The following is a 15,996-nucleotide window of genomic DNA, read 5'->3' as shown; positions in this document are numbered from 1 at the left end:
GGACATCAATCCCTTCTTCGGGGACATCAACCCCTTCTTCAGCGACGACATCAATCCGTTCTGGGGCGATATCAATCCCTTCTTCAGTGACGACATCAACCCGTTCTGGAGCGACATCAACCCGTTCTGGCAGGAGGTCGGTCCGGTCTGGGGCGATCTCAATCTCGAATGGAATGAGGCGGCGGCCGAGGGCGGTGACTTCTCAGTGATCGCCAATGAGATGGCTTCGGTCATCGATCGTGCCGAGAGCGTGTTCGGTGCCGCCATTGAAGCGCGCACCGGCCAGAGCATGGACGAGGCCTTCCTCGATGCCCTGCTGGAGCGCTTCGGGATCGATCTTGATGACCCGGACAGCCTGGCCTCGGTCAGCATCGGCCAGCGGTCGGAATTCTTCCTGACTTTCTATGACAGCCTGATGGGCTTCTCCGGCGTCGACCATGTCGATCACTGGATGCCGGCCATCAACTGGTCGCCGGCCCTGGCAGCCAGCTATGACTGGGGTCGTGCTCCGCTGGTTGGCGTGCTCGATTTCAGTGTCAATACGGTTGACGGGTCCAGCTTCCGCGGACAAGGCGGCGAGCGCGACTATCTCAATGTCAATCACGGCAATGCCGTGGCCAGCCTGATCGGTGCGCCGGTCGATGGTGTTGGCGTGATGGGGGTTACCCCGCATGCGGCGATGCGCTTCTATAATCCTTTCGACGAGTCCCACACGGCGGGCTGGGCGGATGTTGCGGACGGGGTCGAGGCCCTGGCCAATGGCGGTGCGTCCGTCATCAACATGTCGCTCGGCGTGCCGGGCTGGACCCTGCACCAGGAGTGGGCCGAGGTCTTCCGTCAGGACCGGGTGGCACGCCGCGCCGACAACCTGACTTTCGTGATCGCTGCCGGCAATGACGGTGTCACCCAGACTGTCGATCTCGACTGGACCGGTGTTTCGGTGCTCGACAATCTCATCCTGGTCGGATCGGTCGATCCGACGGGCAATATCTCCTCCTTCTCCAATACGCCGGGCGAAGCCTGCCTGCTGACCAATGGAAGCTGCCTGCCGGGCTCGCGCCTGATGGACCGTTTCCTGGTCGCACCGGGTGAGCTCCTGCTGGTTGATGACGGCGAAGGCGGTGTGACCCGTGTCTCCGGCACGTCGTTTGCGGCGCCGCTGGTTTCGGGCGCAGCAGCCCTGGTCAAGGGCTGGTGGTACTGGCTGGATGGCAGCGAAGTGGCGGATGTCCTGCTGCTGTCGGCCCGTGATCTCGGTGAGCCGGGCGTGGACGCGGTCTATGGCCACGGCATGCTCGATGTCGCCGGTGCCATGTCGCCGCTCAATCCGGCCAATCTCTATGGCCTCGACCGTCATAACAATCCGATTGAAGCCAGCGAACTGATCATCACCGGTGGTCGCCTCTCGCTGCGCCACAAGGGCCGGGACCATGTTGCGGTCTTCGAGGATATCGGCGACAGCTTCCGCGATTTCTCGATCGCGGTGGATGATCTGATTGTCGGGAGTTCGCTCTCGGAATCGGTCGCCAATGCCTATGCCGAACAATATATCTATGAGCGGACCGGTGCGTCGCTGAACGGGACCCATTTCTCGGATATCCGACGCGCATCGCAGCTCCTCTCACAGACCGGAAACCTGATGGTGACGGCCACGGCCTCCACCCTGGATCCGTCCAATCTCGGCTATGCCCGTGAACTGGGCTTCCATGCCGGTGTCGAGCTGACCGATACGGAAAGCGGACGCTCGATGAAATTCGGTGTCGGTGAAGGCGCTCTGGCGCTGTCCAGCCAGACCGGTTTCAACCTTTTCTCGGACCATCGTCCGGAAAGCGGCGGCGTGAACCCGGTCCTCGGCTTCGCCTCTGGCGGCGCCTATGCGGCCAGCGCCTTCGACTTCGCCGGGGATCTCCAGGTCGCCTTCGGTGTCACCACCACCCATGAGCAAGCGCTCTATGTGATGCCGGGCACCGGTGAGGAGCGAGCCCTGTTTGACAGTGTCGCGCCTTACCAGGCCGTCGCCGCCAATCTCGATCTCAGCTACCCGTTGAATGACCGTGTCACGGTCAATGGCTCGCTGACCCAGCTGCACGAGGCGACCGGCCTGCTCGGTGCCCAGGGTGGCAGTCTTCTGGCCCTCGAGGGCGGTGCGGATACGACCGCGCTGACCTTTGGTGTCGACGCCCGGCCGTCCTCGCGGATCGGTCTGAGTGCCTCGGTGACGATGGCCCAGACGCGGACCACTGCCTTTGATGGTGGCCTGCTGGATATTGCCGATCGGATCGACAGCACGGCGGCCCAGGTCTCGCTGCGCTATGGCGCCCTGTTCTCAAGCCGTGACGGTGTCCGTCTGAGCATGGTTCAGCCGCTGCATGTCGAAAGCGGCGCGCTGAGCTATACCGGCATGGCGGTCACCGATCGTGACACGGGCGAGCTTGCCGTCGAGCGCAGTGTCTGGGAGCTGGGTGGCCGGCGTCCGGTCTATGCCGAGGTCATCTATGCCACCGAGCTGGGCTCGTCGGATCGTCGTCTGAGCGTCTTCAGCCGCCAGCAATTGTCCGGTGACGAGCAGGTCTCGGAATTCTCGGCCGCGACCAGCGGTCTCCGCTTCGAAATGCGCTTCTGATCCACTCGGCAGCGTGCTGAAAGAGGGCCGTCGGCGAAAGCCGGCGGCCCTTTTGCGTTCTCACGCAGGCCTCGAGGCGGGCTCCATTAGGTATTCCTTCAGCCAAGGCTGGTATTGTTAAGCGTCAATAACGTCCGCGCGGGCGTGTCCGGAGAGTATTTGTGCGTTTGCCTGCAAACCCACTGGCTGTTTTTACGGTTGTCCTGAGCTTGTATCTGGCTCTGGTTCCCGCGGCTGTGCGCGCACAAGAACCTGAAACAATTCAGAATTTCTCCGAAGCCGTGAGTGCGTCCCAGGCGGCGATGATGCGGGACCCGATCGAAGCCCTGTCGCTGTCGGAGCGTGCCGAGGATCTCGCGCGCCGGCTCATGACAAATGAGCGTGATGAGGCGATGGCGACGGCCTGGTGGCTGCAGTCTGAAGCGCTGACCCGTATGGGGCGGGCCGAGGACGCCCACCCGATCGCGCTGGACGCGCTCGCCCGTCTGGGCGAGGCGCCGGCCGAGACGAAGCTCCTCGCGGACATCTACACCTCGCTCGGGCGGATCGAGAAAGTGCTCGGCGAGCACGGTGATGCGCTGGAGAATTATCAGCGCGCCTATGAGATCTACCGCGATCTGGGCGAGCGCCGCAGCGAGTCGATCGCGCTCCAGTCCATGGCGTCCATCTATTCCGACGCCCAGCAATACGAGCGGGCTGTGGAGTATTTCCAGAATGCTCTGGATCGCTACCAGGACCCGTCGCTGGATCTGGCCGCTCACAACAATCTGGCCAACGCGCTGACCCAGCTTGGGCGCTATGAGGACGCGGCCCGGTCCTTCGGGCAAGCGCGGGCGCTGGCGACCTCCATGGGCAGCGCCATCCTCGAGGCCCGGGTGCTCAACAATCTTGCCAGCATGCAGCTCGATCAGGCCGATTATGACGGGGCCGAGAACTCGATCAACGCCGCCTTCGGCCTGGTCGAGGATGACGGCACGTTTGAATGGGTCCGCTTTTTCTGGGGTGTCCGCGCGCAGATTGCCTACGGTCGCGGGGAACCGCAGCGCGCCGTCAGATTCCTGGGTATCGCCTTCCGCGATGTCGAGATCGAAACGACATCACAGAACTATATGGAGCTGCACGGACGTGCGGCCGAGATCTACGCCGCCCATGGCGACTGGGTTTCGGCCTATGCCCACCTGCAGGCGTTCAAGCGCCTGACGGACGAGCGCGCGGCCTTCGCGACATCGGCCAACAGCGCCCTTGTTGGCGCCCAGTTCGATTTCACCGAGCAGGAGTTGGAGATCCAGCAATTGCGTTCGGAGGGCCTCGAGCAGGCGCTCGAACTGGCGCGGGCCCGGCAGGCCCGGAACTTGATGATTGCCCTGGGCATGGGCGTGACCGGCCTCTTCATTGCCGGCATCGTTTTCGCGAGAGGCCGGGTGGCGCGCGCCAGGGCGCTGGCCCTGTCGGAAGTTCTTTACACGGACGCCAGCACGGGGCTGCCTACCCATGCGGCCATGCTTCGCGATCTGGCGGCGGTCAAGGCGGATAGGGGCGCAATGCCGACGGTCATCGCCGTCCAGATCAAGCGCCGCAAGCATTTGTCGGGCGCGCTCGGCTATCGCATCTATGCCCGCTTCGAGGCCGCCGTCGCCGCGCGCCTCGCCGGTGGCAAATATCCGGTGACGGTATACCGGCTTCTGCCGGGACTGTTCGGATTGCTGCAGCCATCGGCCGATAGGCGCGACGCAGATGCCGTGGCCCGGGATGTGATCGCCCTTTTCGAAACGCCGGTGCAGGTCGACGATCTCAATATCGACGCGGGCATCATCTGTGGCTTCGCGCAGGACGATGATGCGGAGACCGCCATCCGGCAGGCTCACCTGGGGATTGACCAAGCGCGTCGTCTCAATCTGTCGCACGCCGAGTTCGACCGGAACGTCTACGGCAATCCGGCTGCCAACCTGTCTCTGATGAGCGAGATGATGCGGGCTACCGAGAAGGGCGAGATGGCGCTCTTCTACCAGCCGAAGCTCAATGTGCGCACCGGCCGGTTTGAGTCTGTCGAAGCGCTCAGCCGGTGGTTCCATCCCGAGCGCGGTTACATCCCGCCGGATCATTTCATCCCGCAGGCCGAGGAAACCGGCCATATCCGGCCCTTTACCGAATGGGCACTCCGCCAGAGCATTGAAGACCAGAAGCGGTTGCTGGCGGCCGGCAACGCCATCAGCATCGCGGTCAATATTTCGGGTGCGCTGGTGGGCGATGCCGATTTCGCGCGCAAGGCCCGCGCCATGATTGTCGGCGCCCATGGCCCGATCACGCTCGAGATCACCGAAACTGCGGTGATGACCAATCCGGACAAGGCCATCGAACATCTCAATGCGTGGCGAGAAGCCGGCGCGCGCATCTCGATCGATGATTATGGAACCGGTCAGTCCTCACTGGCTTACCTGCAGATGATTCCCAGTGACGAGCTGAAGCTCGACCGGCAGTTCGTGACCAATCTGAACGCAAATGCGCGTGGTCGCATGCTGATCAAGTCTACGATTGATCTGGCCCACAATCTGGGTCTGGAAGTCGTCGCAGAGGGCGTCGAGGTCGATACGGACCTCGCCGCGCTCAAACTGCTCGGCGCTGACTGGATCCAGGGCTATTACCTGTCGAAGCCTATTCCCATCGCGGAACTCGAGACCTTCCTCACGGCGCCGGTCCAGCGCATTCCCCGCCTTCGCTCGCTCTGACGACAGCGGTGTGAGATGCCCGTGATGCACGGGCGCGGCGAGCCCCGGTTTCGATCGCGTCGGCTGGCATGGTGGCGGGCCTTGAAGGGCACCGACCGGTGGCGCAGGCCGGCTGCATGCATGATCAGTCATCGCGTTGGCGCGCGCGCCGGCGACGGTGTCGCGGAGGCTCAGGGCGGACCGCGAACACGAAAAAGGGCAGGGAACACGAAAAAGGGCAGGGCCTTGCGGCGCCTGCCCTTGTTCCTGCCGGTTTGACGACCGTCCTAGCGGACGCGGTCGCGCAGCGTGTTGAGCTGGTGCGCCACTTCCTGGGTCGCCTGGGTCATCTGGTCGACGGCAACCTTGCCGCGGGCGACCGACTGGCCGGAGCCGCGAACGCCGTCGAGGATTTCCTTGACCTCATTGTCGAGGGCGGCGATGCGCGAGGCGATGTCTTCGGTGGCCTTGGCAGTCTGGCCGGCCAGGGCCTTCACTTCGCCGGCAACCACGGCGAAACCGCGGCCGGCTTCACCGGCACGCGCCGCTTCGATGGTCGCATTGAGGGCCAGGAGATTGGTCTGGCTGGCGATCGCCTCGATCGTCGAGAGGATGGCATTGATGCGCTGTGACGCATCGGTCAGGGCCTCGACGCGGCGTTCGAGCACCTGGCTGGATTCCTCAACCTGGTTCATCGCGTCGCGGGCAACCTGGGCCGCTTCGGCGCCCTGCGAGGCGCGCGCGGCTGATTCGCCAACGGCTTCAGCGATGGCATGGGCGTCGGTGGAGGCGCCCGCATGGGCAGCCGCGTCATCATTGTAGGCGTAGGCGTTCATAGGAGGGGTGTCCCTGATTGGATTGTCTGAAGAAAGCTTTAGGCCGAGATGGTAAACGGATTGGTAAGCGCCGCAGCGATTTTGCCGGAGATTTTTTGCGGGCTTTCTTGCGACTTGCAACCAGGAGGTGTATATTCTTCCGCAAGGAGGTGTGGTCATGCGTCGCTTGGTCCTGTTGATGCTGTGTTTGGTCGGGTGCGGTCCGTCAGCGGCGGTCCAGGATGCGGGAGAGACCGCCGAGCGGGTCGCGCCGGTCGCTGGCGGGCAGCGCGTCATGCCCGCCGCGGCCGCGTCCTTCGCCGATTCGCCTAATCCGGCACTGCTTGTCGGCGGACCCATGCCCGTCGGCGAGTCAGGTGAAACCGGCCGTTTCGACGGGATGTCGGGTGCGTTGACGGTCCGGGTCTCGACGGCCGACGGCGTCGTGGAAGTGCGGCTCGCCGAAATCGACACGCCTGTTCCGGCCGCGAGCCGCACCCGGTTGGCCGACTGGCTTGCGGGTCGGGAGTTGCGGCTGGTCTATTCCGGACTGCGCCGGGACCGCTATGACCGCGCGCTTGCCCAGCTGGTGGCCACGCCGCCCGCCACGGTCTCAGGCCTGCCGGATGAACCGCCGGATGAACTGCAGGACGACCAGACCGGCGATGCCTGGCTGCAATATCGCCTCGTCGAGGCGGGCCTGGCGCGCGTGATGACCCATGCCGACAATCATGCCCATGCGGCCGTGTTGCTGGCGGCCGAGCGCGAGGCGCGTCAGCTCGGGCGCGGATTGTGGGCCGATCCGGCTCACCGGATACGCGACACCCACCCCGATGCCCGCGCCCAGGACATCGGGTCTGTCCAGATCATCGAGGGCAGAGTGCTGGAGGCGGTTCGCCTGGAGTCGGGTCGCATATATCTGAATTTCGGGCGCGATTATCGCAGTGATTTCACGGTGCGCATTGATGCGGGCGACAGTCCGGCCTTCGAAGCCGCCGGTCTGACGCCGGACCAGCTGACGGGCCGGCGCGTCCGGGTCCGGGGCTGGCTGGTCGAGGAAAACGGCCCGCTTCTCCAGCTCGACCATCCCGAACGGCTTGAATTGCTGGACGAGGATGACGGGGCTGTCATGGCGCGCTGAGGCGGACGTCCCGGCCCGCCTCGCACTGTCAGATCCGTGAGTTGCCGTTGTTCAGGCGTTCGGGATCAGCCCGGCCTCATAGGGGTCACCGACTGCCGCACACAGATTGTTCCGAAGCTTGTCCAGCGCTGCGCTTTCAATCTGGCGGACGCGTTCCTTTGAAATGCCCAGCGTCTGGCCCAGCGTCTCCAGGGTCGACCCGTCTTCACTCAGACGCCGTTCGCGAATGATGAATTGCTCGCGCGGATTGAGATCGCCAATCGCCTGGCCAAGCCAGGCTGACCGGCGTTCGCTGTCGGTGCGGTCCATGACCTCGTCTTCCGGAGCCAGGCTGTCATCGACGAGGAAATCCTGCCATTGCGACTGTTCGTCATCCCCGACAGGCGCGTTCAGCGACCGATCCGAGGCGCCGAGGCGCATGACCATCGTATCGACATCACTCTCGCGAACACGGAGATCTCTGGCGATCTGTTCACGGTTCTCGGGCGAAATCGAACTGCCTTCCAGATCACCGATCCGCGCCCGCATGCGCCGAAGATTGAAGAAGAGCGATTTCTGGGCCGAGGTCGTGCCGGTCCGCACGATCGACCAGTTGCGCAGGACATAATCCTGGATGCAGGAGCGGATCCACCAGGTGACATAGGTGGAAAAGCGGACATCGCGCTCCGGCTCGAAACGGTCGGCGGCCTTCATCAGGCCGATATTGCCCTCCTGGATCAGATCGGAGAAAGGCAGGCCGTAGCGTTTGAACTTGGCCGCCACGGCGATGACCAGCCGCATATGGGCCTCGGTCAGCGCATGCAGGGCGGCCTCATCGCGATCATCGCGCCAGCGCCGGGCGAGATCGGCTTCCTCCTCGCGGGCCAGCAGGGGGCGGGCCATGGCGGATTTCACAAAACGCTGCTCGCCGGCATCGCGGGCCGGCGTCAGGGTGACGGAACGAGATTTGACAGTCTGGCCGGTTGGCATGGTCTTCCTCCTTCGCTTCAGGGAGGTGTACGTCCATACCGAAAATTCGGATCACCGGGCTTGGCCGAAAGGAGACCGCGGTCGCGTCTCGTTCGTCCCGGATCGGGCTGAAGCCTGCGGGAACAAGGCCATGTGCGCCCTGGTCATCCGCGCTCTCAGCGCCCGCCACCCCATGGTCAACTTGCCGGCACGTCGCCGCATACGGTTTTCCAGGTCAAGGGTCGCAAGGCGGCCGCTGCGTTTCACCCGCGAGCTGGAAAACCGGATATGGCCTGCGCGTTGACAAGCGGTGCATGGCTCAGCCCGTGCAGGGCAATCGCGCCGACGCGGGGAGGGCCAAACGGCGCGGGGATGCCGCCGCACCGGACACCGGAAAACCGCGTGCGACCTGCCCTGGCAGCGGGATGGCAGCCACGCCGCAGGCCAAGCCCGGGCGCAACAACGTGATGCGCTTTCGGTGGGCATGGTGATGCGTGCGATCAATGAGGCGGCAAGGCGTGATGATGTTGATGAAGCAGATTGCAGCATGGGCCCCGCGCCCGGATATCCGGCCGGGATTTTGGTGCGATCAGGGCGGGCCGCGCCAGACCATGACATGATGGTGGTTTGTATTCCGGGCCGGTGTTAGTTTTTTTGAAGTGCGACGTGATGTGACATGGTTCGAAGCTTGTGGAATCGCGACATTTTCTCAAGCATTCATAGAAATCATAGGCGTATTGCTTTTCAGTATGTATCGCCGATATTTAATAATTTGATATATATTCAAGGATAAAACGATAATGTCTTTCCTGGAGCTTGAGCGTCTGGAGTCTGAGATAGCGAGCAGCGTCGCCGCGCCGCTCATAGCGGATTCCCCCAATCGCCAGGGCAATCGTGCGCACACCGCTACCTTGCTGGAGGATGCGTTCATCACGCTTGTCGCCGCCCTGGCGCCCGACCTGTCCGTTGAAGTCGGGGCGCACGAGGCAAGCTACTCGAAACGGGTCAAGGCCAATTCGCCGGGACTGACGGCGATCGCCTTTGAAGCCAATCCGCATGTGCACAAGGCCTATTGGCCGGAACTGGACCAGTTGGGCATTGATTACAGGAATTGTGCGATCTGCTCTGAAAGCGGGCCGATGCCGTTTTTCATTCCACGCAAATGGGCCGGCGGTGAGTTCAAGCCCGGCAACATGATTTCCAGCCTCCTGATGCGCCGCAATGAGTCATTTGAGTACGACACGGTGACTGTTGACGGGCTCACGCTCGATGCGGCCTTGGCGGATACCGACTACCGGCGCGCGACGGCCTGGATCGACGCCGAGGGGGTGCAGCGGGAAATTCTCGAGGGTGCGCCAGGATTCCTGTCGCGCGCCCAGGCCATCTTCATTGAACTGGAAAGCCGGGAAGTGTGGCTGGGGCAGGGAGATGCCGGGTCCATTGGGCAAATGCTGGAGCAGGCTGGCTTCCGTATGGTCATGCGGGACAACATAGCGAGATCTCAGTATAATGCAGTATTTCTCAAAAACAATATTGTAGTAACTGAATCAATAATGACTGAGGTGTCGGATTATGCAGCAAAAATAAAATCTATTTTGACTTGATTTTATCATTTATAAAAATAGAGACGCGAAAATTCTCGGATCCATGACGCGTGACTGATTTTTTGATGCGGTGCCTGCGCGACGGCCGTATGGTTTTCGGCATTCTTGTTGTTCACGGGAACGTACAGGGAGGGTGGCGTTTTGGGGCATGGAATCCCGGAATCCGAGTTCGGTGTGATCTGCTCCGAGATTGCGGAGCGCAGTCAGTTGCTGGACCTTGAATATCTGGCTGCCAGCTACCGGGCCCTCGGCCTGCAGGTCATTGCCGATCCGTTCTCGCCGGATGTGGTCGCTCCGCTCGTGTCTGCCCTTCGCGCCGGCGCGCCCTATCTGCTCGTGCGGATGGGCGACGGTGAAATGAATTTTCTGTCCTACGGGGCCCAGGCGGGAACGCCCACCCTGGACAAGGTCGTCCTGAAGCAGGCCGTCATGATGTGCGAAGACCGGTTTCAGGTCAGCGACGCCTGGCTCCCGCTGCTTCGCGATGCGATGGTGGCTTCCGTCGAGGCGGCCGACATGGTCGGGGTTGTCGGGCTTTGGCGACCCTGTCCCACAACTGCTGCCGAGATGGCGGAACGCTGCATCGGCAAGCTGAGGGCGTCCGTGAGAGCGATGTCTGGTCATTGGCGCAGCATCGCAGCCATGTTTGATTACGCTCGGACCGGCGCCCTGGACGGCAAGGTGATAGGTCCCGCGCATGCCTATTTCGGAGTTGCACGGCATATGCCTGAGCTGATTGCTGCAGCGCAAAGGGTGCTCTGCATCAGTAACCGTCCACTGGGCGTGAAACGGTTGGGCGCGCTTCATCCGGGACGGACCATAGATTTGTTGGCGTTGAATGCGGATCCGGTTCCGCTTTCCGAACTCCCGGATTCACCCGACTTTCTGCAGGCCGTGGAAGACAGGCTGGATCCTGATCTGTCCGGCACCCTCGTTTTGATCGGGGCCGGCCCGTGGGCAGAATTCTATGGGGAAATGGTTCGCAAACGAAATGGGGTCGCGATTGATTTTGGCAGTGCCTTTGATCTCCTGGAAGGCACGCTGTCGAGGCCGGTGCACAAGCATTACCTGGGACGGCGCGGGCTCGAACCCGCTGACCTGTTTGGTTGACGGATTGGCGGGGTCATCCTGAGCAAGCTGGCCGCGATGTGCGTCCGGCAGAGATTGAGTGCGGATCTATGGGCGTTGCGCACCCGGGCGCTCACCCTCCCGACATCGTTTGCCGAGAGCCCGCCGAATCCGGTTGGCTGTCCGACAAGGGGCCCTGGGCATGTCACGTGCCGCGTCTAGCAGGATGGTGAGACGAGGGCGGCCAGCCGGGTGGTCGACCCCCCGTATGTCGGCTTTGTGGCCACTTGGGGGTGACGGTTGGAATGAGGGAATTCCGGCAAATCCCCACCCCAAGCGAAAACGCCCGGCCGATGGCCGGGCGTTTCGCATCAGTCGTGCAGCTTGACCGGGTCGATCAGGCGGCAACTTTCTTGGCGAGCGAGACGGACAGCATTTCGCGGGCCTTCTCGTGCTCGATCTCCTCGACGGCAGCCAGCTCGCGAACCATGCGGTCCAGCGCTGACTCGTAGAGCTGGCGTTCGGAGTAGGACTGTTCCGGCTGGTCTTCGGCGCGGTGCAGGTCGCGAACGACCTCGGCGATCTGGATCAGGTCGCCGGAATTGATCTTGGCTTCGTATTCCTGGGCCCGGCGGCTCCACATGGTGCGCTTGACCTTGGCCTTGCCCTTCAGGGTCTTGAGCGCGTCCTTGACGATCTTGTCGCTGGAGAGGGGCCGCATGCCGGACGCTTCGGTCTTGGCAGTCGGGACGCGCAGCGTCATCTTGTCCTGCTCGAAGGTGACGACATAGACTTCGAAATCGAAGCCGGCCACGCTGTCTTTTTCAACACCCGTCACCTGGCCAACGCCGTGTGCGGGGTACACAATAAAGTCGCCCTTTTTGAAAGACTTGTCGTTTTTCGTCATGGATGCTCTCTCGTTGGGCCCTGCTGACATGGAAACGCAAAAGCTCGCAGCTCGCTCTCAAAGGAATTCCGGCACCCACCCGGCTCTGAGATCGATATGACTGCGCGCAAATCACCATGTAGAAAGGCAGGCGGCGCGATAGGCGCTACCCATCAATGCCCATAGCATAGCACAAAATTCGGCGATTTCCAAACGGTAGCGTTTGGTTAACCCGGAACGGCTAGTCGCCGCTGCCCGGCTTCTCGGAGAAATACTTCTCGTATTTCCCGCTCTCCTCCGCCATCGCATCGGCGTCGGCAGGGGCATCCTTGCGGAGCGTGATATTGGGCCAGATCTCGGCGAATTTCGAGTTCACGGCCAACCACTTGCCGTCCGGATCATCCTCGGTGTCGGGCTTGATGGCCTCGACCGGGCATTCCGGTTCGCAGACGCCGCAATCGATGCATTCATCGGGATGGATGACGAGAAAGTTCTCGCCCTCGTAGAAGCAGTCGACGGGGCAGACTTCCACGCAGTCCGTATATTTGCAGCGCACGCACGCGTCGGTGACAATATAGGTCATGTTGGCCGGAACTTGGGTGTTGGACAGGGTCTCGGGCAGGCTCGTCGGCGGGACATGGGCTGCGGAGGCTTTTTTGTCAACGGGTGCGCAGTCGCGCTTCTGCACGAGTGCGGGCGAAAATGCGGTCGCGATCCTCGACCGCGAGCAGCGGGCCGATGCGGCGGATGAAGGCGTCCTCGAAAGGCGATTTCTCGCCATCGGCCAGTGCCACCAGCCATAATTGCTCGACCAGGGCGATGCGTTCCTGGCGCGACAGGCAGGCCTTCACCACCTTGGTGAAACGATGATGGTCTATGGCGCTTTCTGCCAGTTCCTCGCCCTGTTCGAGCACATGGGCGACCCGGGCGTCCGACAGGCCGAAGGCGCCGGACAGGATGTCGCGGATCTGGTCCTGCTCGCAATCGGCATAGATGCCGTCCGCGAGGGCAGCCTCGACGAGCAGGGTGCAGGCCGCGATATGGGGATCGGTTTCCGGCCGCAGGTCGACCTCGGCCGAGGCGAAGAAATTGCGGATGGCTTCAAACATGGCTTGCTTCCGTCTGGGCCTCGGCGAGGGGGTGGCCGTCATCAATCCTGCGATAGAGCTCGCGCGCTTCGCTGGCCGGTCCGCGCCGCGTGCCCAGGGCCAGGATTTCCAGCTGCACGATCCGTCCATTGAGCGGCAGGGTCAATGTGTCGCCTGCGCGCACCAGGGTGGCCGGCTTGCTGATCCGCCGCGTCGTACCGGCACTGGTGAGCCGTATGCGACCCTTCTGGACCTTTGCCGTCGCCAGGCTGCGGGTCTTGTACTGGCGGGCATGCCAGAGCCAGACATCAATCCGCAGGCCGTCGCTGATCTCGCTCATCGCTGTTCCGTCATGCCTGGCTGTCGGATTTCGGCTTGCGCGCTGTGTCGGCGTCGGCCTGGGTCGGGCTTTCCGCCTTCTCAGGGGTGGCAGACGGCTCACTGGCGACCGCCGTCTGCGCGGCAGCCTCGACCGGTGCCGCGCCAGCCTTGTCGCCGCCGCCCTTGCGCCGCTTGCGCTTGGGCCGTGGTTTGCGCTTGGGTGCTTCGGTCAGGGTGAGGGCGGCCAGGGCCGCAAACGGGCTGTCGGACGGGACGGGCGCCGGGGCGGCAGCCTTTGCCGGGCGACGCTCATTGACACGGGGGCCGCGCGGCGGGTGCTTGCGGCGACGCCGGTCCCAGCGCTCGCCTTCTGCCTTGTCCGGATCCGGCCCTTTTTGAATGCGGCGATAGCCCAGCTCGGTCAGGGTGCCGCGCAGATCCTCGACCGAACAGCCCAGCACGGCCGTCATGTCGGCGGTCAGCGGGAAGCCCTGGCCTTCATCCTTGCCGGCTTCACGCAGCGTGTCGGCGAGGCGCTCGAGCATGTCGAAACGCACCGCGCGCGGTCCGCAGGGCTGAAACCCGATGGCGGCGTATTCGGCCCGCGTGCGCGAGCGGTCATTGGCGACCGAGGTCAGGCCCGGCGCCGGCAGCCAGGCGAGATCGGTCCGTCCGGCCGCGATTGCGTGCAGCAATGCATTGAGACGCGCCGGCGCGGGCTTCACCAGTTCCGGCACATAGATCATGTGCTCGCCGATCCGCACGCCGGCAGCGCGCAGCGAGCGGCGCTCGACCTGGGACAGGTTGCGCACATCATCGCTGACGGTCAGGCGTGGCAGGGCCCCCCCGGCCTCGTAGAGCCGCCAGGCCAGCCCGCGCGCCAGACCCGGCATGTCATCGGACTGGCCGGCCTCGCGCAGCTTGAACAGGGGCGCCAGCTGGGCCTCGATATGGGCGGCAAGCCGGGTTTCCAGGCTGGCGCGGGCGCGTGACTGGGTCTCCTGCGCGCCAAGATCGCCGCCGATCAGCTTGATGGCGGGCTTGAGGGGCGTCGGGCCGGGAATGAGCTGGGCGACGGCATCGCCGTTCCAGCTGATCTTGCCGTCATCGGAAAAGGTGAGGTCTTCCATGGTGATTTTCGCCAGGGCTCCCAGCCGTCGGTTGATTTCAGGACGCAGTGCACGCAGCGCTGCCGAGTTCAGGGTCCGCGCCGCCAGGTCCCGCCCGTCGGCATCGGGTTTGAAGGTGAGGCCGGCCAGACGACCGACGAAATGGCCTTCTACCGTAACCTCCCCATTGCTGGCGACCCCGGCCAGCAAGTCTCTTTCATCGCGCAGCCCCTTCACAAGGGCGCTGGTCCGGCGATCGACGAAGCGCTGCATCAGTCTTTCGTGCAGCGCGTCGGACAGGCGGTCCTCGATTTCGCGGGTGACGCCGCGCCAGTGGGCCGGGTCGCGGGTCCAGTCGGCGCGGTGCGCCGCATAGGCCCAGGTGCGGACATGGGCAAGGCGGGCGGCCAGGGCGTCAACATCACCGGAGGTCTTGCGGAAGCGTTCCAGCTGGCCGGCCATCCAGTCATCCGGCAGCCGGTTGCCCGGCCCGGTCAGATGCATGTAGATCGACTTGATCAGCCGGGCATGGGCGTCCAGCGTCGCCTTGCGGAAATCGGGCAGGCGGCAGGCATCCCACAGGCGTCCGACCGCAGCCGGGGATGTCGCGCGGTCGCGGATCTCGCGATCACCGGCCAGCACGCCCAGCGCCTTCTCGTCCGAGGCTTCGGCGACCCGTTCCAGCGACGGATTGCGGGACGGCTTGCCGAGCGAGAACTGCAGCGCCTCCAGCGAGCTTTCATCAAGATCGGGATTGCGCCAGCGCAGCCGCTCGACCGGCGCGAAACGATGATTCTCGACGGCCTCGACCTGATCCGGTTCAAAGGCGCGGCAATCGGCGGTCTCGCCAAACGTGCCATCGCTGCGGAATCGACCGGCGCGTCCGGCGATCTGCGCCAGCTCGGCCGGGGTGAGCCGTCGGCGCTTGCGGCCATCGAATTTGCGACTCTCGGCGAAGGCAACATGGTCGATATCCATGTTCAGACCCATGCCGATGGCATCGGTGGCAACCAGGAAGTCGACCTCGCCGGACTGGTAGAGCTCGACCTGGGCATTGCGGGTGCGCGGCGACAGACCGCCCATGACCACGGCGGCTCCGCCACGGCGGCGACGCAGGAGTTCGGCGATCGCGTAAACCGCCTCGGCCGAAAAGGCGACGACAGCGGAGCGGCGCGGCAGGCGGGTCAGCTTGGCCGGCCCACTGTAAGCGAGTTGCGAGAAGCGCTCGCGGAAGGTGATTTCGGCCTCGGGTACAAGCTCGCGCACCCGGTTGTACATCGTGCCGGCGCCCAGCAGCATGGTTTCCTCGGTGCCGCGCGCGCGCAGCAGGCGGTCGGTGAAGACATGGCCGCGCTCGGGGTCTGCCCCGAGCTGGATCTCGTCGACCGCCACGAAGGCGACCCGCTTTTCCACCGGCATGGATTCAACCGTGCAGATGAAATAGCGCGCCGAGGGCGGCACGATTTTCTCTTCGCCGGTAATCAGGGCCGCCGCGCCGAGGCCCTTTGCCTTGACCACCCGGTCATAGATCTCCCGCGCCAGCAGGCGCAGGGGCAGGCCGATCATGCCGGAGGCACGGCCCAGCATGCGCTCGACGGCGAGATGGGTCTTGCCGGTATTGGTCGGGCCCAGGGCGGCGGTAATCTGCCCCGGCTCGTTGCGGTAGGATGCCATGCCGCAACTCCTTC

General features: G+C 63.8%; 12 protein-coding genes. 5 read left to right on the top strand and 7 right to left on the bottom strand.

Annotation, left to right across the window (positions count from 1 at the left end):
• Positions 1-2,623 (top strand): S8 family peptidase (locus QZZ02_RS14560; RefSeq protein WP_291845479.1); only part of this gene is annotated, 2,623 nt, incomplete at its 5' end.
• Positions 2,624-2,904: 281 nt separating this feature from the next.
• Positions 2,905-5,349 carry an EAL domain-containing protein gene (locus tag QZZ02_RS14555; protein WP_291845478.1) on the top strand — a complete coding sequence of 815 codons (2,445 nt, stop codon included), beginning with the start codon at positions 2,905-2,907 and terminating at the stop codon, positions 5,347-5,349.
• A 266-nt stretch (positions 5,350-5,615) separates the two neighbouring features.
• Here the strand turns inward: QZZ02_RS14555 and QZZ02_RS14550 are convergent, their stop codons facing one another.
• Positions 5,616-6,164 (bottom strand): methyl-accepting chemotaxis protein, encoded by a 549-nt coding sequence (locus tag QZZ02_RS14550; protein ID WP_291845477.1) that lies wholly within the window; start codon positions 6,162-6,164, stop codon positions 5,616-5,618.
• 157 nt (positions 6,165-6,321) lie between these two features.
• Between QZZ02_RS14550 and QZZ02_RS14545 the strand changes: the two genes are divergently transcribed.
• Positions 6,322-7,284, top strand: a complete 963-nt coding sequence (locus QZZ02_RS14545; protein WP_291845476.1) for a thermonuclease family protein — start codon at positions 6,322-6,324, stop codon at positions 7,282-7,284.
• 51 nt (positions 7,285-7,335) lie between these two features.
• Here QZZ02_RS14545 and QZZ02_RS14540 read toward each other — a convergent pair whose 3' ends face one another.
• Positions 7,336-8,253: an RNA polymerase factor sigma-32 gene (locus QZZ02_RS14540; RefSeq protein ID WP_291845475.1), complete on the bottom strand. Its 918-nt coding sequence runs from the start codon at positions 8,251-8,253 to the stop codon at positions 7,336-7,338.
• Between the two features lie 779 nt (positions 8,254-9,032).
• On the opposite strand from QZZ02_RS14540, the gene QZZ02_RS14535 reads away from it, so the two are divergent.
• Entirely contained in the window at positions 9,033-9,836 is an 804-nt protein-coding gene (locus QZZ02_RS14535; RefSeq protein WP_291845473.1) for an FkbM family methyltransferase, read from the top strand.
• Positions 9,837-10,043: 207 nt separating this feature from the next.
• Positions 10,044-10,946 carry a hypothetical protein gene (locus QZZ02_RS14530; RefSeq protein ID WP_291845471.1) on the top strand — a complete coding sequence of 301 codons (903 nt, stop codon included), beginning with the start codon at positions 10,044-10,046 and terminating at the stop codon, positions 10,944-10,946.
• A gap of 355 nt (positions 10,947-11,301) precedes the next feature.
• Here QZZ02_RS14530 and QZZ02_RS14525 read toward each other — a convergent pair whose 3' ends face one another.
• From QZZ02_RS14525 to QZZ02_RS14505, 5 genes are all read right to left on the bottom strand, one after another.
• A complete protein-coding gene (locus QZZ02_RS14525; RefSeq protein WP_291845469.1) occupies positions 11,302-11,811 on the bottom strand; it encodes a CarD family transcriptional regulator in 510 nt (169 codons plus the stop codon).
• Positions 11,812-12,031: 220 nt separating this feature from the next.
• Positions 12,032-12,373, bottom strand: coding sequence for a ferredoxin FdxA (gene fdxA / locus QZZ02_RS14520; protein ID WP_291845467.1), 342 nt, complete (start codon positions 12,371-12,373; stop codon positions 12,032-12,034).
• Between the two features lie 76 nt (positions 12,374-12,449).
• Positions 12,450-12,899: a TerB family tellurite resistance protein gene (locus QZZ02_RS14515; protein ID WP_291845465.1), complete on the bottom strand. Its 450-nt coding sequence runs from the start codon at positions 12,897-12,899 to the stop codon at positions 12,450-12,452.
• Positions 12,892-13,218, bottom strand: a complete 327-nt coding sequence (locus QZZ02_RS14510; protein WP_291845463.1) for an RNA-binding S4 domain-containing protein — start codon at positions 13,216-13,218, stop codon at positions 12,892-12,894. Before QZZ02_RS14510 ends, QZZ02_RS14515 begins: the two co-directional genes overlap by 8 nt.
• A 10-nt stretch (positions 13,219-13,228) precedes the next feature.
• Complete coding sequence (locus QZZ02_RS14505) at positions 13,229-15,982, bottom strand: helicase-related protein (RefSeq protein ID WP_291845461.1); 2,754 nt, start codon at positions 15,980-15,982, stop codon at positions 13,229-13,231.
• Between the last annotated feature and the right edge of the window lie 14 nt (positions 15,983-15,996).

Source organism: Maricaulis sp. (genome assembly GCF_015665295.1).
Taxonomy (GTDB): Bacteria; Pseudomonadota; Alphaproteobacteria; order Caulobacterales; family Maricaulaceae; genus Maricaulis.
This window is presented reverse-complemented; position numbering and strand designations above follow the sequence as displayed.

Coding starts and splice junctions, on each gene's coding strand:
- QZZ02_RS14510 (WP_291845463.1), bottom strand. CDS start 13,218: ATGAGCGAGATCAGCGACGGCCTGCGGATTGATGTCTGGCTCTGGCAT.
- QZZ02_RS14515 (WP_291845465.1), bottom strand. CDS start 12,899: ATGTTTGAAGCCATCCGCAATTTCTTCGCCTCGGCCGAGGTCGACCTG.
- QZZ02_RS14525 (WP_291845469.1), bottom strand. CDS start 11,811: ATGACGAAAAACGACAAGTCTTTCAAAAAGGGCGACTTTATTGTGTAC.
- QZZ02_RS14540 (WP_291845475.1), bottom strand. CDS start 8,253: ATGCCAACCGGCCAGACTGTCAAATCTCGTTCCGTCACCCTGACGCCG.
- QZZ02_RS14505 (WP_291845461.1), bottom strand. CDS start 15,982: ATGGCATCCTACCGCAACGAGCCGGGGCAGATTACCGCCGCCCTGGGC.
- QZZ02_RS14545 (WP_291845476.1), top strand. CDS start 6,322: ATGCGTCGCTTGGTCCTGTTGATGCTGTGTTTGGTCGGGTGCGGTCCG.
- QZZ02_RS14550 (WP_291845477.1), bottom strand. CDS start 6,164: ATGAACGCCTACGCCTACAATGATGACGCGGCTGCCCATGCGGGCGCC.
- fdxA (WP_291845467.1), bottom strand. CDS start 12,373: ATGACCTATATTGTCACCGACGCGTGCGTGCGCTGCAAATATACGGAC.
- QZZ02_RS14535 (WP_291845473.1), top strand. CDS start 9,033: ATGTCTTTCCTGGAGCTTGAGCGTCTGGAGTCTGAGATAGCGAGCAGC.